Annotated in this window: 14 protein-coding genes; 2 read left to right on the top strand and 12 right to left on the bottom strand. The window is 73.3% G+C overall.

Annotation, left to right across the window (positions count from 1 at the left end; translation table 11 throughout):
• Positions 1-228: 228 nt before the first annotated feature.
• Complete coding sequence (locus ACIBSV_RS47555) at positions 229-567, top strand: hypothetical protein (RefSeq protein WP_395873807.1); 339 nt, start codon at positions 229-231, stop codon at positions 565-567.
• 93 nt (positions 568-660) lie between these two features.
• On the opposite strand, the gene der is transcribed toward ACIBSV_RS47555, so the two are convergent.
• The 3 genes from der to cmk are packed head-to-tail and all read right to left on the bottom strand — an operon-like array spanning position 661 to position 3523.
• On the bottom strand, positions 661-2130 hold the full coding sequence (der, locus tag ACIBSV_RS47550; RefSeq protein ID WP_395873806.1) for a ribosome biogenesis GTPase Der: 1470 nt from the start codon (positions 2128-2130) through the stop codon (positions 661-663).
• A gap of 44 nt (positions 2131-2174) precedes the next feature.
• Positions 2175-2840 (bottom strand): lysophospholipid acyltransferase family protein, encoded by a 666-nt coding sequence (locus tag ACIBSV_RS47545; RefSeq protein WP_395873805.1) that lies wholly within the window; start codon positions 2838-2840, stop codon positions 2175-2177.
• Positions 2837-3523 (bottom strand): (d)CMP kinase, encoded by a 687-nt coding sequence (cmk, locus tag ACIBSV_RS47540; protein WP_395873804.1) that lies wholly within the window; start codon positions 3521-3523, stop codon positions 2837-2839. Before cmk ends, ACIBSV_RS47545 begins: the two co-directional genes overlap by 4 nt.
• 169 nt (positions 3524-3692) lie before the next feature.
• On the opposite strand from cmk, the gene ACIBSV_RS47535 reads away from it, so the two are divergent.
• Positions 3693-4778, top strand: coding sequence for a prephenate dehydrogenase (locus ACIBSV_RS47535; RefSeq protein ID WP_395873803.1), 1086 nt, complete (start codon positions 3693-3695; stop codon positions 4776-4778).
• A 134-nt stretch (positions 4779-4912) separates the two neighbouring features.
• Here ACIBSV_RS47535 and ACIBSV_RS47530 read toward each other — a convergent pair whose 3' ends face one another.
• From ACIBSV_RS47530 to scpB, 9 genes are all read right to left on the bottom strand, one after another.
• Positions 4913-7012: a hypothetical protein gene (locus ACIBSV_RS47530; RefSeq protein WP_395873802.1), complete on the bottom strand. Its 2100-nt coding sequence runs from the start codon at positions 7010-7012 to the stop codon at positions 4913-4915.
• Positions 7009-9075, bottom strand: coding sequence for a hypothetical protein (locus ACIBSV_RS47525; protein ID WP_395873801.1), 2067 nt, complete (start codon positions 9073-9075; stop codon positions 7009-7011). Before ACIBSV_RS47525 ends, ACIBSV_RS47530 begins: the two co-directional genes overlap by 4 nt.
• A gap of 1 nt (position 9076) precedes the next feature.
• Positions 9077-11233, bottom strand: coding sequence for a hypothetical protein (locus ACIBSV_RS47520; protein ID WP_395873800.1), 2157 nt, complete (start codon positions 11231-11233; stop codon positions 9077-9079).
• A 25-nt stretch (positions 11234-11258) separates the two neighbouring features.
• Positions 11259-12335: a hypothetical protein gene (locus ACIBSV_RS47515; protein WP_395873799.1), complete on the bottom strand. Its 1077-nt coding sequence runs from the start codon at positions 12333-12335 to the stop codon at positions 11259-11261.
• The gene (locus tag ACIBSV_RS47510; RefSeq protein ID WP_395873798.1) at positions 12332-14776 is read right to left on the bottom strand and encodes a hypothetical protein; all 2445 of its coding nucleotides are present in this window, start codon (positions 14774-14776) and stop codon (positions 12332-12334) included. The genes ACIBSV_RS47515 and ACIBSV_RS47510 overlap by 4 nt, the downstream gene beginning before the upstream one ends.
• Positions 14773-18672 (bottom strand): tubulin-like doman-containing protein, encoded by a 3900-nt coding sequence (locus ACIBSV_RS47505; protein WP_395873797.1) that lies wholly within the window; start codon positions 18670-18672, stop codon positions 14773-14775. The genes ACIBSV_RS47510 and ACIBSV_RS47505 overlap by 4 nt, the downstream gene beginning before the upstream one ends.
• Before the next feature lie 105 nt (positions 18673-18777).
• A complete protein-coding gene (locus ACIBSV_RS47500; protein ID WP_395873796.1) occupies positions 18778-21093 on the bottom strand; it encodes a vWA domain-containing protein in 2316 nt (771 codons plus the stop codon).
• A 370-nt stretch (positions 21094-21463) separates the two neighbouring features.
• Complete coding sequence (locus tag ACIBSV_RS47495) at positions 21464-22450, bottom strand: pseudouridine synthase (protein WP_395873795.1); 987 nt, start codon at positions 22448-22450, stop codon at positions 21464-21466.
• Positions 22450-23073, bottom strand: a complete 624-nt coding sequence (gene scpB / locus ACIBSV_RS47490; RefSeq protein WP_395873814.1) for an SMC-Scp complex subunit ScpB — start codon at positions 23071-23073, stop codon at positions 22450-22452. The genes ACIBSV_RS47495 and scpB overlap by 1 nt, the downstream gene beginning before the upstream one ends.
• Between the last annotated feature and the right edge of the window lie 98 nt (positions 23074-23171).

Here is a 23171-nt window from a genome sequence, read left to right as displayed (position 1 = left end):
GGGCTTCGTGGCCCGGAGCGAAGCGGAGGGACACGAAGCCCCGAGCGAGGCGCCGCCTTTTTTCTCGGAGGAGCGAAGCGGGGGAGAGAAAAAAGGCGGCGCCTCGCGAGCCGGCGACGAAGTCGCCCAAATAAACAGCAACCCCAGGCCCCCCGTCTCGTTGGACCCGGTGTGTTCAGCTTCGACGACTCCATCAGCAGCCGGTCCCTCGGCCACCCCGTAGTCGCCGTGGGCGCCCCCACGGCCCCCAGCCACGACGTCCTGACGCCGATCTACAACGCGCTGGAGACCGAGTGGCGGCGCATGTTCCGCGCCGTCCCGCACGAGCGCTCGAACGAGGACTACGCGGCGAGCCGCCCGTCCTACGGCGCGCCCGCCGCGCCCGCCGCGATCAGCCACTCGTACGCGCAGGACCCGCCGTTCCCGAACTTCTCGCTGCCCGCCGAGGGCAACTTCGCCCTGCCCACCCAGGGCGGCTACACCACGTACGGCCGACACCGCGGCGCTTCCCTGGTACCCGCCCAACCTCCGCGCGTCCCCGCCCCGCACGGCCATCTGCCGCTCTGATGTGCCCGACCGGGCAGAGCCGGTGGGAGACGACGAGGGCCCGGACGCGATATCGCGTCCGGGCCCTCGTGATGTCCGCCGTGCCGTCCGAGATCAGCGGCCGGTCTTGTTCCGACCGCGCTTCTCCCTGACCTTCATCCGAATCTCGATCGGCGTGCCCGGGAAGCCGAACTCCTCGCGCAGCCGGCGTTCGATGAACCTGCGGTAGCCCGCCTCCAGGAAGCCGCTGGTGAACAGCACGAAGCGCGGCGGCTTGGTGCCCGCCTGGGTGCCGAACAGGATGCGCGGCTGCTTGCCGCCCCGGATCGGGTGCGGGTGGGAGGCCACCAGGGTGCCCAGGAACGCGTTGAGCTGGCCCGTGGGAATGCGCTTCTCCCAGCTCGCCAACGCGGTCTCGATGGCCGGGACCAGCTTCTCCATGTGCCGGCCGGTCAGCGCCGACACGTTCACCCGAGGCGCCCAGGTGACCTGGACCAGGTCCTGCTCGATCTCGCGTTCGAGGTAGTAGCGGCGCTCCTCGTCCATGAGGTCCCACTTGTTGTACGCGATCACGATCGCCCGACCGGCCTCGACCGCGAGCGAGATGATCCGGGTGTCCTGCTCGGTCAGCCGCTCGCTGGCGTCGATCAGGATCACCCCGACCTCGGCCTTCTCCAGCGCGGCCGTGGTGCGCAGCGACGCGTAGAAGTCGGCGCCCTGGGTCAGGTGCACACGGCGACGGATGCCCGCGGTGTCGATGAACTTCCAGGTCTTGCCGCCGAGCTGGATCAGTTCGTCGACCGGGTCGCGGGTGGTGCCCGCGACCTTGTCCACGACCACCCGGTTCTCGCCGGCGACCTTGTTCAGCATGCTCGACTTGCCCACGTTCGGGCGGCCGAGCAGCGCGACCCGGCGCGGGCCGCCCTCCATCACGCCGAAGCGCTGCGCGGGGGCCTCCGGCAGGATCGCCAGCGCGGCGTCGAGCAGGTCGCCGCTGCCTCGGCCGTGCACGGCCGAGACCGGCCAGGGCTGGCCCAGGCCGAGCGACCACAGCGCGGCGGCGTCCGCCTCCTGCGCCATGTTGTCGACCTTGTTGGCGGCCAGTACGACCGGCTTGCCGGACTTGCGCAGCACCCTGACGACGGCCTCGTCGCTGTCGGTGGGGCCGACGATCGCGTCGACCACGAACATCACCGCGTCCGCCGAGTCGATCGCGTACTCGGCCTGGACCGCGACCGACAGGTCGATCCCGACCACGTCGCGCTCCCAGCCTCCGGTGTCGACCACGGTGAAGCGTCGGCCGTTCCAGGTGGCCTCGTAGTACACGCGGTCGCGGGTCACCCCGGGGGTGTCCTCCACGACCGCCTCGCGGCGCCCGATGATCCGGTTGACCAGCGTGGACTTGCCCACGTTGGGTCGGCCGACGACCGCGAGCACCGGCAGGGGGCCGCCGGAGTCCTCGGCGTGCTCGCCTCGGTCGGGGCCGTCCCCTTCCAGGTCGACCCACTCGTCGGGGTCGTAGCCCGCCTCCCACGCCTCCGGGTCGAAGGCGCCCTCGGTCGTGGCGTCGGCGTGCTGCTCCATGGGGGTGTTCCTCGTTCGGGTAGCGGTACGGGTGAAGATCGTGGTCAGCCGGCGCGGCCGGTCATCCGCTCGGCCTCGCGCAGGTGCGCGGTGAGCCGTTCGACGATGCGGTCGGACGCGGCCTGGACGGCCTTGCGGGTGGCCCGGCGGTCGGCGTTCTCGACCGCCTCGAAGGGCTTGCCGTAGACCACGTCGATCCGGGAGCGCAGACCCGGCAATGCACCGATCGAGGATCCCCGCGCACCGGTGCCGAGGCAGGCCACCGGGACGATGGGTGCCCCGGAGCGCAATGCCAGATATGCAAGTCCATTGTGCACTGCCGAGAAGTCGGCCTGTCCCCGCGTGCCCTCCGGGAACACGCCGAGCGCGCCGCCACCGGCCAGTACGTCGAGCGAATCGGTGATCATCCGGCGGTCCGCGACGCCGCGCTGGACCGGGATGTGGCCGATCCCGCGCAGTATCGGGCCGAGCGCGCCGGTGAACATCTCGCGCTTGACCAGCACCTGGGTGGGCCGGGGCGCGAACGCGAAGAGCATCGGGCCGTCGACGAAGTTGGCGTGGTTGCCCGCCAGGATCACCGGTCCGGCCATCGGCACGTGCCACGCGCCGAGCGCGCGCACCCGCCAGAAACTGCGCAGCAGCGGCTCGCCGATGAAGTGCGCGGCTCCGGCGAGCGGGGGCTTCGAGGTGGTCCCGAGAGCCGCGGTCACCGCACGTGTTCCGCGACCAGGGCGAGCAGGTGGTCGACCACCTCTTCGCGGCCGAGTTCGGTGGTGTCCACCAGGATCGCGCCCTCGGCCATCCCCGCGGGGGCGACCGCGCGACCCGAGTCCAGCGCGTCGCGACGGGCCAGATCGGCCCGGGTCGCCTCGACGCTGGTGGCCTGTGTGCCGGTCAGTTCGGCGTTGCGGCGAGCGGCGCGGGCCGCCTCGGACGCGGTCAGGTAGACCTTGACCGCCGCGTCGGGCGCCACCACGCTCGCGATGTCGCGGCCCTCGACCACGATGCCGCCCGCGCCGATCGTGGCCCGCTGGAGCTCGACCAGGCGGGTACGCACCTGCGGCACCGCGCTGACCGCGCTGACCGCCTTGGTCACCTCGTCGGTACGGATCGGGCCGGCCGCGTCCTTGCCGTCCACCGTGATGGTCGGCGCGTCGGGGGCGGTCCCGGAGACGATCTGCGGCTTGTCCGCGGCGGCGGCCACCGCGTCGGGGTCGTGCACGTCGACGCCGTTGAGGAGCATCCACCACGTCATCGCCCGGTACATCGCACCCGTGTCCAGGTAGCGCAGGCCCAGCCGGGCGGCGACCGCGCGCGAGACGCTGGACTTGCCGGACCCTGACGGACCGTCGATGGCGACCACCGCGGTCGCGAGCGGTGTACGGGCTTCCACGGTCGCCGACCTTTCACTTGTTGCCGGCACGGGGGCCGTCACGGGTATTGCCGAACCGGGCGGCGCAGTCGATGCCGCGGGGCGATAGGACACCGCCCGAGGGTACCGTCACGGATAGCCTTGATCGGTTGCCCCATTATTCCGTCACCCGCCCCTTGGAGTTCCCGTCGTGCGTACCGCCGCCGTGGTCGGCACCGGACTGATCGGCACATCCGTCGCACTCGCGCTGGCCTCGCGGGGGGTCACCGTGTATCTCCGGGATCGGGACAGCACCGCGGTGCGCACGGCGGCGGCGATGGGCGCGGGCCAGGAGGCGACACCGCCGGAGCCGGTGGACCTGGCCGTGCTCGCGGTGCCGCCGGCGCGGATCGCCGAGACGCTGCGCCAGGTGCAGTCGGAAGGGCTCGCGCTCGGGTACACCGACGTGGCCAGCGTCAAGGAGCAGCCGCTGCGCGAAATAGCGGATCTGAGCTGCGACCTCACCCGGTACATCGGCGGGCATCCGCTGGCCGGGCGCGAGCGCTCGGGGCCGCTGGCCGCGCGGGCCGACCTGTTCGAGGGCCGGCCGTGGGTGCTCACCCCCTCGCGCGAGACCGACACCGAGACGCTGAATCGGGCGCTGGAACTGGTGTCGCTGTGCCGGGCGGTGCCGGTGGTGATGGCGCCGCGCGATCACGACCACGCGGTCGCGCTGGTCTCGCACGCGCCGCACCTGGTGTCCGCGCTGATGGCCGCGCGCCTGGAGGACGCCCGGGACACCGACACCCGGCTCGCGGGCCAGGGCGTCCGGGACGTGACCCGGATCGCGGGTTCGGACCCGAGCCTGTGGGTCGACATCCTGGGCGCCAACGCGAACGCGGTCGCGGATGTGCTCGCCGGGTTGGCGAGCGACCTGGACACCGTGGTCGGCTCGCTGCGCGCGCTCGCCGCGGACGACGAGGCCAAGCGCGAGCTGGGTTCGCGCGGCGTCGCGGCGCTGCTGCGGCGCGGCAACGCCGGGCACGCGCGAATCCCGGGCAAGCACGGTGAGCCCGCCGCGCGGTATGAGGCCGTCCCGGTGGTCGTCCCGGACCGGCCGGGCGAGCTGGCCCGGCTGTTCGCCGACGTGGGCCGGGCCGAGGTCAACATCGAGGACATCCGGATCGACCACGCGCAGGGCCGCCCGACCGGTCTGGTCGAGCTCCAGGTGGATCCGCAGCGGGTCGAGGCGCTCACGACGGCGCTGCGCGGCGGCGGCTGGACCGTACAGCGCTGAGCCGGTGGCACGCGCGACCGGGCCGCCGATCGGCCCGGTCCGCGCGCACCCGTGCCGGTTCGCCCGACCGGTCGGCGCGACGACGAAACCGCGCGGTCACCGGCCGCGCGGTCACCCCATCGCGCGGCCGGCGGTCAGCGCGGCGGGTTCTGCTCCGCCCAGCGCCGGCCCAGTTCGGTGCGGAACTCCTCGCCCCACTGGGAGTTGAGCAGGATTTCCTCGATCAGCGGGTTCGGTGAGCGGTCCCGGCGGTCGGAGAGCACGCAGATCGCGATCTGGCGCAGCACGCCCTTGGTGTCGGTCTTGGGCGCGAGCACCACCACGAGGAGTTGCTCGAACAGCTTGCGGGTGCGTTTTTCGCCCGCGCCGGACGCGTCGAGGCGGTCGCCGAACTGCTCGGCGTCCAGCAGCGTCTCGCGCATCGCCAGCAGGTCGTCCGGGTTCCAGGCCTCCGGCGCGAGCTGCCGTCGGCGCTGTTCCAGCCGAGTGGTCAGCCGGTCCGCGAGCACCGGCAACACCCGTAGATCGGCGAGGCGCAGCGCGACCGCGAGCGTGACGATGTTGTCGATGCCGGCGACCTCGGTCTTGGCCGCGCCGCCGCCGAGCGCGCGCTCGCGCAGCGTGGGCTTGTCCGGAAGGCGCTTGACCGCGCGTCGTATCTTGTCCACCTCGGTGTCCGGGATGCCGTACCCGGCCCACATGCTCCACGGCGCGTTGCCGGCGCTCGCGGGCAGCGCGCCCGGTGCGGGCGGACTGCCCGCGCCGCCGGACTCGGGATCGGCCCCGGCCCCGGCATCCGCGTCGGTGTCCGGGTCGTCCTCGGCGAACGGCAGGGCGGGTATCGGCAGCTCGCCGCGCTCCTCCTCGAAACCCGGCCAGGGCCCGGTGAAGGCGTCCTCGATCTCCTCGAACACCGCGCCGTCGTCGGCGTACCAGGTCACGTCCGCGGCCTCGGCGGCCTCCGCCGGTTCCCCCGCACGCGCCGTCGCCGAAGACGGCGAGGACGGGGACGAGGCCGCGGACGAGGGAGCCGGCGCCTCGGCTCGCGCCGACACCGACGTCCGGACCGGCTCCGCCGCGTACGGGAAGGCCGGCTCCTCCTCGGCCGCCGACACGGTGACCACCCGCGGCTCGCGCTCGACCCGCTCGGCCGACGCGACCCGTTCGACCCGCTCGCCCCGTGCCGGGACCACCGCGGCCACCAGGGCGGGCTCGGGAACCGGCTCCGACGCGGCCTCGGCGACCTCCTCGGCCTGCGCCACGACCTCCGCGACCGGCGTTCGAGGGGCCGCACTCCACCGGCCCAGCCGGGTGCAGATCTCCCGGGAGCGCTCCTCGGCCCGCTCGTGCGGGAACCGGCGCAGGTCGCGCATGCCCTCCAGGAGCCGGTGGATTCCCGGCCAGTCGGTGTCGGTGTACCGGCTCACCAGCAGCGCCGCCGCGTGCGCGTGCACATCCGAACCCGCCTTGGGCTCTTCCCGGACCACCAGTCGATAGCGACCCGCCCACGGCTGCGCGTCCCGGGGCCGGCGCGGCAACACCACGAACCTCGGCTTGGCCGAGTGGTCCAGCGTCTCGAACGTGGAGAACGTGAAGGACACCGGCACCAGCCACAGCAGCAGGTCGGAGAGCCCCCACAACATCGGCACCGGGTCGATCCCGACGTCCCGCTGTTGAAACGAGAAGAACCGGCCCGGGTGGCGCAGCACGGCGGCGACCGCGACCTCCAGCAGATAGGCCTGCTCGCGGGCCCGCCCGCGCAGCCGTTCGGCGTGCGCGTCCAGCGCGCGTGCCACGAAGTCCGGTGCGAGCGGGGCCAGTCCGTAACCGCGCGGGATGTCCTCCAGGGCGGGTTCGCCCGCCCACACCGCGTCCTGGGTGAGCACCAGCGCGGCGTGCGGGCCCAGGTCGCGGCCCGGGTCGAGCAGGACCCGCGCGTTGTTCCCGTCGACCACGTACTCGCGCCGGATCACCGCGGCGCCCCGACCGGTGTGCACCAGCGCGACGCTGGTCACCGGCGCGCCGCGATCGTCCGCGTCGACCGCGACGTGCTCGCGCACCTCGTCGTGCCAGCCCGGGAGTTCGTCCCGGGACACGGAGGCCGCGATCGGCCCCAGGCCGCGCCCGCCGAGCAGGCTGTCCTCTTGGCGTCGGTAGACGATCTGCCGAAACCCGCCCGCGTCGGCGTCGGTCGGTGTGTCCTTCCCGCGCGGCTGCGCCGTCCGTACCGTCATGGCTGCGCTTCCGTCCTGTCCGGCGTGCTGTCGAGGTCCTCCAGGGCGAGCCGACCGTATTCGAGCAGGAACGACTCGCGATAGCGGGTGGATCGCAGCGCGCTCCACAGGGCCCGCCGATAGTCCTCCCACACCCGAAACGACGTACGAAGCCGCCAGACCGTGCCCGCGACGTCGGTACCGAAAGTGCCGAGTCTGCCGTGTGCGACGACGCGCTCGGTCATCTCCCACAACAACAGGCTCAGCGACTCGCGCGGCACGCCGCAGCCGTCGAGGGTCTTGATGTCCTCGTGCAGCCGAGCGAGCACCGTCGCGAAGGCGGCCTGGGTGTGCTTGTCCAGCCGGCGCCGCTCCTCGTGCGTGCGGTGCACGAGTTGGGCCAGGCGGTAGACCACCGGGGTCAGCAGCGGCGGCCCGGCGAGCAGCAGCGCGACCGCGAGCGTGTCCGGGTCGACCCGCTCCAGCGCCTCGCGGAACTCCCGCGTCTCGTGGCCGTTGGACCGAAAGATCTCGCCGGCGGCCAGTCCCAGCGCCTCGAAGCCGGACCGGGTCGCGTGCAACGCCTCCCAGGTCGGCCAGTCCATCGTGCCGCGCCCGGTCCGCCCGGAGTCGGCCGTCGGCAGCGCCGGGCGACTCTCGGATCCGCCCGACTCGGGCCGGGCGGGCACGAGTCGGTCCGGGCGGGGCGGTACGGGTACGGGCGGGCCGCCCGGCGGCGGGATCGACCGATCCGACTCGCGCCCGTCCCGCCGGTCCCGCTCACCGACCCTGGGTATGTGCCCCCCGTCGCCCCGGAACGTGTCCCACCCATTACGCCGAGCGCCCCACGCGTCGGGCTCGTCGAGCGGGACGTACCCGCTGTCCGGGTGCCGCCCGTTGCGCGCGTCCCGCTCGTCCCGCCCGTCCGGTTCATCGCTCTCGTACGACCGGTCCGACTCGTCCGACTCGTACGCGTCGTCGAACCCGTCCGACTCGTCGTCGGTGGCCCAGGTGTCCGTGTAGCCGGTCACCCCCGGATCGTCGGAGTACCCGGCCGCCGACCACCCCCGGCCCGGGTCGCCGGACCCGCCCGTCCCGGCCGCCGGATCCTCGCGGGGCGCCGGGTCGACCGCGCGCACCAGGCGCGTCGCGTCCGGTTCGAGGTCGCGCACCAGGTTGGCGCGGTCCAGGAACGACGCGCCGGGCCGGGCCGCCGCGTCGATCTTGACCAGCGTGCGCTGCACCTCCTCCCACGGACGGGTGCAGTACTGCTGGACCAGGATCCCGGCGGCGTCGCGGAACACGTCCCGCCCCGGCTGCGGTTCGGCGCGCGGGTCGATCCGCAGCCGGTTGGCCGGCTCGGGGGTGTTGGGCCAGCGCGGGACCAGCACGAAGCGCGGCTTGACCATCGCGTCGCTGGTCTCGTAGGTGGAGAAGGTCCATCGCCCGGGCGCCACCCACTGCGCCAGGTCGAACACGCCCCACAGCAGCGGCACGATGTCCGGGCCGACGTCGTCCAGGTGCAGGGTGAAGTGCCGCCGGTGGTCGCGCAGTACCGCCGCGAGCACGATCTCGACCAGTTCCGCGTGGTCGCGCGCGTGCCGGCGGATGTCCTCGTGCACGTCGGGGTCGAACGCGTCCGGGCGGATCGAGGCGCCGCGCATCGGCACGGTGTCCGGCACGTCGGCGAGCCGGACGTGCGATCCGGTCAGTCCACCGCCGTGCCGGCCGTGCAGCCACGCGATCGCCAGCATCGTGTGCGCCTGCACCCGCAGACCGGGGTCGAGCAGCACGTGGGCGTTGTTGCCGGGCCGGTTGGTGCCGTGGATCGCGGCCTCGCGCAGGATCAGCGCGTGCCGCTCCTCCAGCCGCACCCGGCACACGCTCCACTCGGGCGTCTCCGGCAGCGAACGGTCCATCGAGACATGGCTGTCCAGACCCCCGTGCCAGTCCCGCAGGCGGTCGAAGGTCAGCGAGGTGGCGACCGGACCCATGCCCTTGTGGCCGAGCAGGTTCCCGTAGCTCCAGCGATAGACGATCTGATCCAGCCGATCCGCCTCGTCCGCTCCGGTGTCCGATGCCATCTCACACCCCCACCCGCTCGCTGCCGGCCTGATCGAGCATGTCGCACATCGCGAGGATCGACACGACGGGTTCGAGAACCCGGCGCGGCCGGATGCCGCCGGGGAACCGGCCGTCCCGGTCGCGCGCGCCGGTGGCCGACACGAAGTGCATCGTGCAGCGCCGGAATTCCTCGAACGGGCTGAGCCAGGCCGCCGCGTCGTGGGCGTACAGGAACGAGTACACGTCCCGGCTCTCGGCGGCCACCCTGGCCGGGTCCACCACACCTGCGCGCGGCGCGTGCGAGCCCAGCCACGCGTCCACGGGCGGCTCGAAGCGGATCAGGTCGGACTTGGTCACCGCGACCGTGACCGGCTGGTCGAGCAGTTCCGCCCGACGCGGCAACCGGTCCATCACCGCCGCGAAGGTCCGGTCGCCGCGCCGGGTCCCCGGCATGTCCTCGGTCTCGCCGGTCAGTCGGCGCAGCTCCGGCAGGTCGACCGCGACCACCGGGTCCACCACGAACACGAACGCGTCGGCGGCGGCCAGGAATTGCATCTCCCGGCCGCCCCTGGCCAGGTCCTCGCCGCTGACGTCGAAGAACGCGATCGGTCGGCTCCGACCGCCCGAGCGCAGCAGCAGCGCGTCGGCGAACTGGACCAGGTTGCCCTGGTGGTTGACCGTGGTCGCGAGCATGTGGCCGCGCTGGAGCGGGTCGACCCGGTTGTGCAGGTAGTCCTGATGCTGGGCGGGGTCCACCGGCTGATGGGTGACCCCGTACGGGCGCAGCCCGCCCGCGTCGATCTCGGCGATCATCGCGGCGAGCAGGTGGGTCTTGCCGGAGAGGCCGTCCCCGATCAGGCCGACCACCAACGGCGGCTCGTGGATCAGGTAGTTGGTCGGCAGGAAGTGTTCACGCTCCTCGTCCCCGGTGGGGTTGGGGCAGCGCATGAAGGTCGCGCGCATCCGGTCGTGCCGCTTGACCGGGTCGGTGACCGTGCTCAGGTCCACCCGTTCGTAGCGCAGTCGGTCGTCGCGTTCGTAGAGGTCGTTCTCGTCCCAGCGGACCAGGTCCAGGCAGTAGGGGCAGCGCACCACGGCTCGATTCGAGTCGACGGGGCCGGCGGTCGGAGCGGCCGTGGAGGAGGTCGCGGACGCGGTCGGCGTGGGCGGTGTACGGGGCATCTCGCGGGTGCCCTCGTGCGGCGGCTCGACCGGTTCCCCGGGTGAGCCGGGCGAATCCGGCGAGGTTCGGCGCGGTCGGGCGCGCGGTTCCGGGCGGGGGGCGAGCCCGTCGAGGCGGCTGCGGATCGCCTCCACGCGGGTCGCCTCGGGCAGCGTGTGCACCTCGGTGGGCGTGTTCAGGAGTCGGTGGAAGCCCGCCCACCCCTCTCCCACGTAGTGCTTCACCATCCGCCGGGCGAGTTCGCGGTGCGCGTCGAACGGCTCGCCGTTCCCGGTCAGGTCGACCCGTACCCGGGTCCCCGGCGCGGTCCCGGGCACGCGGGGCAGCGTGACGAAGCGCGGCGCGCCCTTGGGATCGGAGGCGGTGTCGTCGACCTCGAACGTGGAGAACGTCCACGGCCCCGGGAGCAGCGCGGTGAGCAGGTGTTGCAGTCCCCACAGCAGCACGGTGGCGTCTTCGGCGGTGGCCGGCAGCAGGGCCATCCGGGCCCGGGGCCGGCGCAGCACCGCCGCGGTGAGCACCTCCAGTGGGTCGCCGAGCCGGCGGGCCCGCTCGTGCAGGTCCCCGGCGGCGATCTCGAAGGCCTCGGCCAGCCGCTCGTCGGCGAGCGGCTTGAGGCCGTAGCCGGGCGGGATCCGGTCCAGGTCGAGCGCGCCGGGTGCGCGGGTCGCCAGCGAGCCCCACGCGATGGCGTCGAACGGCGCGATGCTGTCCCGGGGGCCGACCAGGACGTGTGCGGAGTTGTTCAGCCGCTGGTGCGCGTCCGGGGCGAACTCGCGCCGGATCAGCGCGACGCCCAGCGGGGTGTCGAGCAGACACACGCTGGAGGCCGGGCAGGCGGGATCGCCGTAGTCCACCGTGACCGCCTCGGCCAGCCGGGTCCGGGTATGCCAGCCGAAGACCTCGTCGCGCCCCAGCGACGTGGCGACCGGGACCACGCCGCGACGCCCGAGCAGTCCGTCGGGGTCCCAGCGGTACACGATCTGATGCAACATCAGCCGACCTCACCTGCCGTCGCGTTCAACCGGGTTGGTTCTTTCCGAAGAGCCGGAACCGGCTCGGCCTGGGCTCGGCGGCCGGCGGGTTCGCGGGCTTGGGCGGGACCGACGGCGACCTGGGTCCGCCGGCGTCGGGCGGGTCGTGTCGCGGCGGCGGTTGGCCGGCCAACGGCATCCGTGTGCGCTTGCGTTCCAGGGCCGCCTCGTAGCCGCGTCGGCCCTCGGCGAGCGGGTCGTACTGGGCGTAGCCGCGCACGTAGGGGTCCGGCTCGGCCAGCCGGCGCAGCAGTTCCGCCGCGCCCGGCCGGCGCAGCGGGTCCTGCTCGAACACGCCTTGGAGCAGGTCGTACAACACGCCTTGGCTCTCCACGCCGACCGGGATCAGACCTTGGCGGACCGGGCGGCCGGTGGTGACGTGGTAGGCGACCTGGGCGGCCGACCACAGGTCGTCGCGCGGGTCGGCGGGTCCGGGACCGCGCAGCGGGCCCGGCGCGGCCCACAGAGCGGTGCCCAGGCTGCTGCGCGGTTCCCCGGCGAGCGCGGCGTGGCCGAAGTCGGCGACGTACAAACGGCGTTGCTCGCGCTGCCAGCGCACACTGGCGGGGGTCAGATCGCCGTGCACGACGCCGGCCGTCTCCAGGTGGCGCACGGTGCGAAAGAGCGCGCGGCGAAACGCCTCCTGTTCCTCGGTCAGCAGTTTGCCGACCACGTCCTCGGCGGGTGGGCAGGGCGCCGCCTCCAGCAGCACGAACGGCTCGACGCCGTCGAAGTCGTGCCCGGCCACCAGGGCGAGTTCGCGCGGGTAGCCGGCCGGTCCGAAGGTGCGCACGAGCCGGAGCAGCACCCGGATCTCGGTCTCCAGGGCGGCCTCGGCGCCGACCCGGCGGCGCGCGTCCAGCGGGCCCAGGCGCTTTTGTACGAACGTGCTGCCGTCCTCCACGTCGCGCACGTCGCGGACCCGGAAGGGCTCGCCGGGCCGGGTCGGCCGGTCCGGGCCGAACTCGACGCGGCGTTCCACCGAGCGGCCCTCCGGGTCGGTGTACCCGAGCTTCTCCTCCCGGGCCTCGCCCGCGCGCCCGGGCGCGCCCGGCCCGCTCACGACGCCCACCCGTCGTCGCGGCGTGCGCCCGGCTCGCCGAGGTCTTGGGTCGGCGCGCCGTCCGCGCTCTCCTCCCACATCCGCGCGTCGTCCACCGAGCCCGGCAGCAGCGGCATCAGGCGCAGGACACCGGCCATCCGGCCACCGCCGGTCCACACCAGTTCGTGCTCGATCAGGTGCCCGGAGCCGCGGTCGCGCAGTGCCTCGCGGACGGCCGGACGCACCCCGCGCGGTGCGAAACGCACGCTGCGGGTGTGCGATGGGGCGTGGTCGAGCAGCACCAGCTGGTCGGCCGCGCACAGTTGCAGCATGGATCGGTCCGCGGGTTGGCCGAGCAGTTCGGCGATGCGTTCGGCGTCGCCGCCGGCCGTGTCGCCCACGTGCGGGCGGTCCTGGGCCCGGCGCGCGAACGGCGGCGCGGCTTGGACGCCGTTGTGCGCGAGGTGGTCGGCGTAGGCACGCAGCACCGGTCGCAGTTCGGGTCGCGCGCCGCGCCGCGAGGCCTCCGCCGGGTCGCGTTCGAGCAGCGGCCACAGCGGTTCGAACGCGGCGTGCAGCCCGTCCACCAGGTCGGCGAGCACGGTGTCGTACAGGCTCGCGCCCGCGCTCGGCGGCGGGGCCGAGGGCGGCGCGGGGCGGCCGGGGGTCGGGTAGCCGGCGGTGCCGAACGCGGGCGCGCCCGGGTCGGGCCCCACCGGTTCGCCCGTCAGTTGCCGCTCGATCACCGCCGCGTCCTCGGCGAGCGTCTTGGCGCTCTCCTCCAGCAGCGCGGCCAGCACGGTCGCCCGGTCCACCGCCTCGCGCCGGGGACCGGCCAGCGCCCAGTCGTTCCACACCGTGCGCACCAGCAGCGCGTGCAGCGCGTGCAACGCCCGGGTGGCCGCGCCGAGCGCCAACGCGCGCTCCCAGCGCCGGACCCGCACCGTCCAGTCCACGCCGGGCAGCACCACGAGTACGGCCAGGCCGAGCACCAGCGCGAGCGGACCCACGCCGGTCGGTGGATCCCACGCCCGTCCGGCGAGCAGTCCGCAGACCGCGCCGACCAGGGCGACCAGGCCGGCCACGACGATCATCGGCAGCGCCTCGCCGGGCAGCGTCGGGCGGCCCGCGCGGTCGGGGCGGCGCACGGTGATCAGGGTCGACCCGAGCACCGCGAGCAGCACCGCCAGGCCCGCGCCGACCACCCCGAAGGCGGGCCACAGCGCGGTCAGGAACGAGCCGACCAGCGCGGCGCCGACCACCCCGACGTGCCCGGGGCCGAGCGGGAACGCGGCCGGGCGCAGGTAGTGCCCGAGGAAGGCGTCCGAGCAGGTCCGGTCCACCTCGTGGGCTCGCGAGGCACCCGCGCCCGGGGCGATCCGGTCGGCCAGCTCGCGCAGCCGCTCGGCCAGTCCGCGCAGGCCCTCGGGCCGGTCGAAGGCGGCGGCGGTGCGCTCGTACAGCGCGCCGGCCACCGAGGTCGCGCCCACGCCGGGCGGCTCCGGGATCAGCACGCCGACCTGGTCCAACCAGGCCCGCCCGTCCGCGTCCAGGCCGGCCGCGCCGCGGCCCACGGTCTGCCGGACCAGGTCGCGGTACTCGAGCAGCGCGGTCGCGGCGTCGGCGACCTGTTCGTGGATCGGGCGCCCGTCGTGACCCGCCGAGCCGTACAGCGCGAGCGGGCCGGCAAGCAGCGACAGGCGTCGTTGCGCGTGCCCCAGGCCCTGGTCGGCGTGTGCCCACCGGCCGCCGAGCGGGCTGTCCGCACGCACACATTCGCGGATGCCGCCGGCGGCGACCGGGCCCGGGCCCTGGTCGTCGGCGAGCGCGGCGAGCGGTTCGGGCCACGGCTCGTCCACGCCGCCCTCGGCGCCGGACAGTCGCTGTACCGCGCGGATCCGGGCCCGCTGTACCGCGTCGTCGCGGATGCGCTGGACGAACGCGGTCATCCCGGGCGCGGCGATCGAGCGGGGCATCTCGGTCACGCCGGCGAGCACGTGGTCGAACACCTCGGGCTGGGTGAGCACGTCCACCAGCGGCGCGAGGGCGTCCGCGTCGTCGGGGCTGAGCGTCACACCGGGCGCGCGGCCCGGTGCCCAGTCCGTTCCCCGGACGTCGCCGACCCACAGCGTGGCCGCGTCGCTGCCCGCGAGTTGGCCGGGGCGGCGCAGCACGATCGAGCCGTCCACGGGCGCGCCGACCGCGACGCACACGACCTTGCTGTACATGCCGGCGAAGATCCGCTCGTACGCCTGCCGGTGGGCGACCAGTTCCTCGACCGAGTCGAGCACGAGCACGCGGTCCGCGTCCACGTTGCGGGTGCCCGCGGGCACCCGGGTGCGGGCGTACGCGGTCTGCACGTCGGCGAACCGCCTGGCCGCCAGCACCGTGTCGTACTCGGTGCGCAGGTCGACGACGATCACCAACGGGCGCGGCACGCCCGGGTCGACGGAGTCGGTCACCAGCCACCCCCGGGCAGCTCGCGGTCGTCGTGCTCGTCGGGCAACCGCAGGGTCCCGTCCAGGCCGTCCAGGCGCACCGTGCGATCGTCGGGATCCGCGTCGTCGCGCCCGGTTCGCTCGCGCGGGTCGAACGGATCGCGCGGGTCACGGTCGCGATACGGGTCGTGCGCGTCGCCGGCGTGCCGGGGGTCCAGCGGCCCGCGGGCCTCGCGCGGCTCGCCCGGGTCGTACGGATCGTAGGGGTCGTACGGCTCGTGCCGGCCGCGCCGTTGCGGACCCGGCGGCCGCTCCGGGGCCTCGTGCCGGTCCCGGTCGCCCCGGTCCTGTCGACCCCGGTCGCGCGGCTCCGGCTTGTCCAGGCTCGGCCGCCCCAGGTCGCGGGTGTCGGGCAACTCGGGCGACTCGCTCGCGTCGTGCCACCGCTCGGGGCCCCTGGGCGCGCGCCCGTCGCGCCGATCCGGTTCGCCCCGGTCGAACGCCGGTTCGCCCGGGTCACGCCCGTCCCGCCGTTCCCACTCCCGGCCGTCCCGACTCTGCGGCCGCTGCCCCTCACGCCACTCGCGCTCGGCGCGCTCGGCGCGCTCGTCCCGTTCGTCCCGCTCGTCGCGCTCGTCGCGCCTGCGGTCGCCCGCCCGCCGATCCCGCTCGAAGCCGCGCTCGTCCCGCGCGCGGCCCCACTCGTCCGGTGCCCGGTCGCGCTCGGCGCGGCCCCCGTCGTACCCGTACTCGTCGACCGGCCCCGAGTCGTCGTACTCCAACTCGCGCAGCGAGTTGCGGGTGGTGGCCTGGTGCGGGAAGGGCAGGTCGAGCGCGGCGGGCAGGGTGATCTCCCACAACCGCAGCAGCTCCTCCGCCCAGCCCCGGCTGCGCTCCGGCAGCCGATCGCGCAGCTCCTTGAGCACCTTGACCTGCCGCGGCGCCACCTCGTGCACGAAGTGCCGATACAGCGCCGAGGGTTCGCCCACGCGCGCGCCCAGCCCCTCCGGGTAGGTGAGCATCAACTGTTTGGCGAACTCCCGGCGTACCGAGGCGTCGTCGGTCAGCGTCCACTCCTCGTAGGCGCGCAGCAGGCTGCCCCACGAGGAGGCCCGATCGAACGGGCGCAGCGGCAGCCGCATCACGGTCGGCCCGTGCGGCAGCCGAATGTCGATCACCTCGGGCGAGGACCGGTCCCCGCGCCCCACCTCGACCTGCCCGTTCCACATCGCGCACAGCAGCCGGTGCAGGATGTACACCCGGTGTCCCTCGGTGGTGGCCAGCCAGTCGTAGGTGAAGCCCAGCCGCTGGCGCCACTTGAGGAAGTCGACCGGGTCCTGCCGGTCCAGCGAGCGCGACCACTGGGCGAGCACCTGGCGCACCTCGGGCACCTCGGTCAGGCTCATCGCGCTGCGGAAGAGCACCACCACGATCGATTCCTGCTCGACCGCGCGGAACTCGATCTTGCGGGACGGCTCGTTGGGGATGTTCAGCATGCGTTCCAGGTACTGCCGCACGTCCGAGTCGTGCGAGGTGCCCGGATGGGCGATCAGCACCTTGAGTTCGCCGCTGCCCTCGGGCGAGAAGCCGTTGGGCAACATGCCCGCGAGCTTTTGCACGAACTGTTCGAGGTCCTCCTCGCCCACCGCGACCCCGCGCCGGGTCGCCGCGCGCGTGAGCAGGTCGCGCACCGGCGGCAGCAGCGGCTGCGCGTTGAGCTCGCCCGCCTGCACGAACAGGGTCTTGACGTGCTGCTTGATCTGGTCGCGCACATAGGTGACGGCGGCCGGGCCGCCCTCGCGCTCCTCGCCCATCTCGTAGGCGCGCTGCCAGATGCTCGTGCCGAGCAGCTTGCCGACGATCTGCGCGGCGCCGGCCGTCTCGGGCAACCGCTCGCGGTCCACGAAGCGGCGCAGCACCTGGCGGTAGAACGACTCCAGATTGCCCTGCGGCGGCAGCAGGTAGGAGACCCCGGAGCGCTGACGGTACAACTCCCGGGTGGCCCGGCCGAAGTTCGCCTCCTCCTGGTCGCGGTGGTCGTTGAAGGACTGCGCCAGGCCGTCCACGACGTGCCGCAGATAGACCATCTTGCGGTCCCACACCTCGGCCTGACCGCCCCACTGGGCGTGCCAGTTGCGGCGTGAGCGCCATTCGAACCACTGCTGCTGCGCGTTCAGCGCGCGCTGCACCTCGGGGTCGCCCCACTTGGCCTTGACCACCCCGCCCGCGCGGTCCTTGATCGCCGGGATGTGCGGCGCGTTCACGGTGATCCCGGGCGGCGGCGTGGGTTCGGTGCTGCAGTGCGCGAGCAGGCCGGCCACTCCCGGCCGGTCCGCGTCGCTGTACAGCCTGCGGTCGCCGAAGAGCACCCGACGGGCCCGGAACAGGTCTCCGTCGGCGAGCAGTTGGCGGATGCCGCGGGCGTGGTTGAAGTCCTCGGCCAATTGCGCGGTGTGCGCCCGCAACTGGGCCTCCTGCTGGCGCAGCGCCTGTTCCATCGCCCGGGTACGCGCGTTGAGCGCCTGCATGATGCCCGCCGCGCCCTTGGCCGGCGACGGGTCGGCCACGTGCGGCGGCGCGCACAACCACAGTTCGCTCAGACCGGCCACCGACATGAACGACTTGATCTGCTCCAGGTTGGCCTCGGAGGACACCCGCACGTCCGAGGTCAGATCGCGCACTGCCTGGGCCAGCAGCCGGCCGGCGACGATGTCGGCGAGTTCGTCCACCGGCACGGTCATCGACGCGACCAGGCTCGTGGACACCCCGCAGGCGCCGATCCCGCTGGGCGCGGGCACCTCGCGGCGCACGCCCTCGTTGATGAAGCTGTCCGCGAAGGACTGGTACAGGTCGCCCTGGATGACCGCGTTCTCCAACTCGGCCCCGCCCGGGTTGAGGCCGGTGCCGATCAGCGACATCACCAGGGAGACCACCGAGCGGTGCAGGTCCTCGCGCTCGATCCCGCTGGTGCGGCTGAACAGGAAGCCGGTCTGGACGGTGCCCGCCTTGAGCCGGGTGGACTCCAGACCGGGGTAGCGCACGGCCAGGTTGCCCGCCGGCGCGCCGAGTCCGGTGTCGAGTTCCTCCTGCGCGTACTGCCCGTTCTGGTCGTCGACCAATTGGAACAGGTCCAACAGCGCCCGACCGGCGTTGAGCACCGCGGGCCGGCCGCCGCCGCGTTCCTCGTCGAACGCGGACGGCATCAGCACCAGAGGATAGATCTTGATCCCGTCGTAACCCTGCGAGAACGCCTCGCCGATCAGGTGCAGGTAGTCGTAGAAGATCCCGCAACCGGTGCCGCCGGCGATCGAGAACGCGACGAACACGTCGCACGTGTTGCGGTTGTTCTGGCTGCCGCTGAGCGCCATCAGGTGGTCGTTGCCGTTGCTGATCAGGCCGACCGCGCGACGCAACGGGTCCATCGCGGGCGCGAGTCCGTGCCGGAAGGTCTCGAACAGCGCGGCGCGCCCGACGGTGGGCAACTGCCCCGCACCGCGCCGCAGCGGCGTCACGCGTGGCTCGCCCTCGCGGGCGGGCAGCCACGGGATGGTCTCCTCCGCCGCGTTGATCCGCAGCGAACGGGCCACCTCCGGATAGGTGTTCAGCGGCGGCACCAGTTGGGTGGTCAGATGCGCGTTGCGATCCGCGGCGGCCCGATGCGCGGGCGGTGCGGCCCGCAAGCGCTGGCGCTGCAACTCGTTCTCGTTGAGGTCGGCATAGACGAACTGGATGCAGTTGGGCAGTTGGTAGGGGGCCAGTTGGCCCCCGAGCCGCTGCATCAGGCCGGTGCCGTCGGCGCCGCACAGTTCCTCGCGCAGCCGTCGCTCGAGTTCGGCTCCGATCAGACATCCGGTGCCGCCCAGGCCCACGAACAGCATGGACTGGTGGATGGACATGCCCCTGCGGCCTTGCGCTGCCACGGGCCCTCCTCGAAAAGTGCGTGACGTGCGAGCTCGGGTGACTCGGATCCCGCGTCGGGGACCGGTGCCGCGGCCGGGAAGCGGTGAGCGTTCCCGGACCGGGCACTAGCGCGGTGGTCCGTAGCCGAACGTGGTGTCGTCGGGGCCCGCACCGGGCCCGGGATCCGAGGCGGGTCCCGAACCGTACGGGCCGTACGGGTTGTACGGCTGGTCGGATCCGTAGGCGCCCTCGCCGTAGGGGCGCGGGGACGCGGCCGTGGGCGCGGCGGAGCCGTAGGGGTTGTAGGGATCACCGGAGGCGGAGCCCTCGGTCGGCGACCCGCCCTGGACGCGGTCGTCCGTGCAGCCCAGCGCCAGCCCGGGTTCGATCTCGGTGGACCGGCCCATGTCCAGGTGCAGATGCGCGCCCAACGGGGTCTCCACGTCCAGGGTGCCCGTCGCCGCGGTCCGCCGCACGATCCACGAGGTTCCGGGTTCGTGCTGATACAGCGGGATCAGTTGGGGCGGGAAGCCGGTGGTGTCCAGCCGGAACCACATCGCCTCGGCCCGCTCGTCCAGCGGCCGGGTCTCCACGCCGATCGGCTGCCCGTCGCGGTACAGGCGCAGCGCGATCGGTCCGATCCGCCGCGCGCGTCCACGTCGCCTGGCGAGGTAGCCGAGCAGGCCGAGCAGCAGTGCGATCAGCACGACGGCCCCGATCACCATCCACAGGTATCGATCCCAGAAGCCGGGCGGCGGTTCGACGGTGACGGTGCGGGTGGTCTCGAAGAGCACCTTGTCGCCGTCGGTGGTGTCCAGCACCCGGACCCGGCCGGTGTGGTCGCCCTTGGCGATGTTCTTGCCGAAGGCGAGCTTGAAGCCGAACTCGTCGGAGCCGGCCGTCACCTTCTGCTCGGCCCCGGTGATCCGCACTCCGGTGTCGGCCGGGAAGTCGGCGACCACGCGCAGCGTGTGCGGCCTGGTGTCGTTCACCTTCCAGGACACCGTGCCCGCGACGCTGCCGCCGGGTTCGATCGTGGTGTCGCCCCAGCGGATCTCGGCCAGGGCCGAGGCCGGCCCGCCGCCGAGGGTGACCGCCTTGACCTCGCGGGTGCCGGAGACGCCCGGCGCGGTGATGGTGCCGGTGAAGCTGACCTGACCGGTGGTCCCGGCCGGAATCCGGTAGTCGCTGAAGAACTCGCCCTTGTCGCCGGCCCGGAGCGGGATGTCGGCCTTGAGCCCGGGACCCTCGATGTGCCCGGACACCACGACGCCCTTGAGTGCGGCCGGATCGGTCAGGTTCTTCTCCCGGGTCTGCAGGAAGACGCTGAACTTCACCGGCTCGCCCGCGGTCGGCTGGGGCGGGTTGAGTTGCACGTAGGACTTGACCACGCCCTGCCACAGCGCGGCCGCGCTGACCGGCCCGGACGCCCCGGCGGGCGCCTTGAGGTGGATCCGCCACTTGCCCGCGACGGGGTCGGTGACCCGCAGCGTCTCGGTCCGCGAGCCCTGCCCGCGGTGTTCGGTGCCGGGCGCGTTGTCGACCTGCTTGCCGTCCGGGTCGAAGAACGTGGTCTCGATGTGCTCGTTGGCCTTCTGCACCTGGATGACCACGTCGGTGGCGATAGCCGGGATCGTCACGTTCAGGTCGGCCTCGCCGTTGACGTCGGTCGAGTCGGTCTGGGTGACCCCGGCGCAGCGCGCGGTCCCGAAGGCCTTGCGCAGGGTTTGCACGACCTCGCCGGAGTCCTTGACCGTGATCGCCTTGGGCTTGTCCTCGGGGCGATTCGAGCAGATCGAGGGTGCGCCGCCGTCCGCGATCCGGTTCAGTTGGGCGGCGTCGATCCCGCTGCCGAAGCCCAGTGGCCAGATCTGTATGCCCGCGGCCTTCGCCTCGGTCAGCGCGGTGGTCAGGGCCTTGTCGAGTTCGCCCGGGATCCGCGCGGCGTCGGTGCCGTAGCCCTCGCCGGGCGCGACCGCCATCGCGCCGTCGGTCAGCACGAACAGGACCTTGGGTTGGCCGGCGGGGGCCGAGCGCAGCATGCTCACGCCCTGCCTGATCGCGGCCGGGATGTCGGTGTTGTTGCCCTCCTGATCGGTGCGCGCGTGCAGCTTGTCCGCGCACGTGGCCACCGCCGGATCGGAAACCGCGGTCATCGGACAGACCACGTCCACCGGCGGCTTGACGCCGCTGCCGCTGCCGAAGCCGACCACCCCCACGCGCGATTCGGGCGAGAGCTCGCCGAGCGCGGCGAGCGCGGCGGCGTCCTTCTCCCGGTCCAGGTCGGGGCCCTTGAGGCTGCCGGACTCGTCGGCCAGGACCACGTACGAGATGGGCGCGACCTTGAGGCCGGGGTCACCCACCGCGGGGTCGGCCGCCCGGGCGGCCGGGCCGGGTATCAGGGCCAGGGCGAGCGCGCCGAGCAGAACCGCGCAGGCCAACCGTCGTGGACGCCGTGTGGAGGGCGCCGGCCGTGGCGCTCCCCGGCGGACAGGCAGCACCAATGTGGCGTCCCCCCTGCTGTCGGCCCCGCGGGCGCGAGGCACACCTCGGGTGTTCGGCAACGTTCTAGCAGCAACGCGAGGGGTAACGGGCACCGATCGCGATCACTGGGACACGCTCGGTTCCGAACCGTTATTCGGCCAACACCCGTACACCCCCGTGCGGGCTTCCACGATGCACCATCGAGCAGGCCGGCGGAACCGAATCGAGCAGATACGAACAACGGCCGCGGTGGTTCCACTCGAAAGTGGAACCACCGCGGCCGTCAAGGCAGTTGGCCGCCGACATCGGAATGCGGCGGGCCCTCGACTACAGGTCGACCTGGCGGAAGAGCAGGCCGATCTCGTCGTTGGACAACCGGCGGGTGCGGCCCGGCTTCTGGTCGCCCAACTGGATCGGGCCGAACTGCGTGCGCACCAGACGCTCGACCGGGAAGCCCAGTTCGGCCAGCATGCGCCGGACGATGTGCTTGCGGCCCTCGTGCAGTACCACCTCGACCAGGAAGTTGTTCCCGACGCTGTCCACGATCCGGAAGCTGTCGGCGCGCGCGACGCCGTCCTCCAACTCGACCCCGGCCTTGAGCTTCTTGCCCAGGTCGCGCGGGATCGGGCCCTGGATCGAGGCGAGGTAGGTCTTGCGCACCTCGTACCGGGGGTGGGTCAGGCGGTTGGACAGCTCACCGTGGTTGGTGAGCAGGATCAGTCCCTCGGTCTCGGTGTCCAACCGGCCGACGTGGAACAGGCGCTGCTCGAACTCGGTGATGTAGTCGGCGATGGTGAACCGGCCGTCCGGGTCGAACATCGTGGACACCACGCCGGTCGGCTTGTTGAACGCGATGTAGGTCTCCGCCGGGCGGGTCGGGATGCGCATCCCGTCGACCTTGATCTCCACCGTGTCCGGGTCCACCCGCTTGCCCTGCTCGGTGACCCGCTCGTCGTTGACCTGGACCCGGCCGGCCTCGATCAGGTTCTCGCAGTGCCGGCGGCTGCCGATGCCCGCGTCCGCCATCACCTTCTGGAGGCGGACGCCCTCCTGCTTCTCGCGCTCGTTGCGCTCACTGGAGCGCATCGTGGTGGGACGGCGGTCCGGGCGACCGGTGCTCGCCGACGGGCGGCGGTCCTTGCCACCCGCCGCGCCGGACTTCGGCTGCCCACCCGCGCCGCCTCGACGATTGTCGTCGGCGACCCGGCGGGGCTGCGGAGTGTTGCTGCCGCGCCCGGTGCCCCCGCGCTTGTTCACCGAGCGTTCGTTGCCTCGGTCGTTGCCGCCGGAGCCTTGCCTGTTGGTGGGTGCCATCAAACTTCCGTTGTCGTCTCGCCGTCGTCGGGTTCGGTGTGCACCGCCCCGGTATCCCTCCCAGTATCCCCGCTCCGCGCAAGCGGGGACGCCGCGCGTACCGGGAAGCCGTCCAGGACCCCCTCGCCCTCCGCCTCCAGGGCCTCGATCTCGGGGAGGAAAGGGGCCAATTCCGGCAACTCGTCGAGCGAGCGCAGACCCATCCGCTCCAGGAAGAACTCGGTCGTGCGGTACAGCGTGGCCTGGGTCTCGTATTCGACGCCGTACTCCTCCACCAGGCCGCGCGCGAGCAGCGTGCGCATCACGCCGTCGCAGTTGACGCCGCGCACCGAGGAGATCCGGCCGCGGCTGACCGGCTGGCGGTAGGCGACCACGGCGAGCGTCTCCAGGGCGGCCTGGGTCAGCCTGGACTGCTGCCCGTCCAGGACGAAGCGCTCGACGGCGGCGGCGTGCTCGGGGCGGCTGTAGAACCGCCAGCCGCCGGCCACCTCGCGCAGGTCGAAGCCGCGGCCCTGGGCGGTGTACTCCAGGGACAACGTGCGCAGTGTGGCGAGCACCTCGACGACCGGGCGATCGAGCACCTCGGCGAGCAGATGTTCGGAGACCGGCTCCTGGACCACCATCAGGATGGCCTCCAGCGCCGCCGGAAGCGGGCTGTCCGACACCGGGAGGGCGGGCGGCGGGGTCTTGCCGCGCGCGGCCCGCGGGGCGGGTACGGCGG

Origin of the sequence: Embleya sp. NPDC050154 (assembly GCF_044460165.1) — a bacterium.
Lineage (GTDB): Bacteria > Actinomycetota > Actinomycetes > Streptomycetales > Streptomycetaceae > Embleya.
The sequence above is the reverse complement of the archived record's forward strand: the minus strand, read 5'-3'. Positions and strand labels throughout refer to the sequence as shown.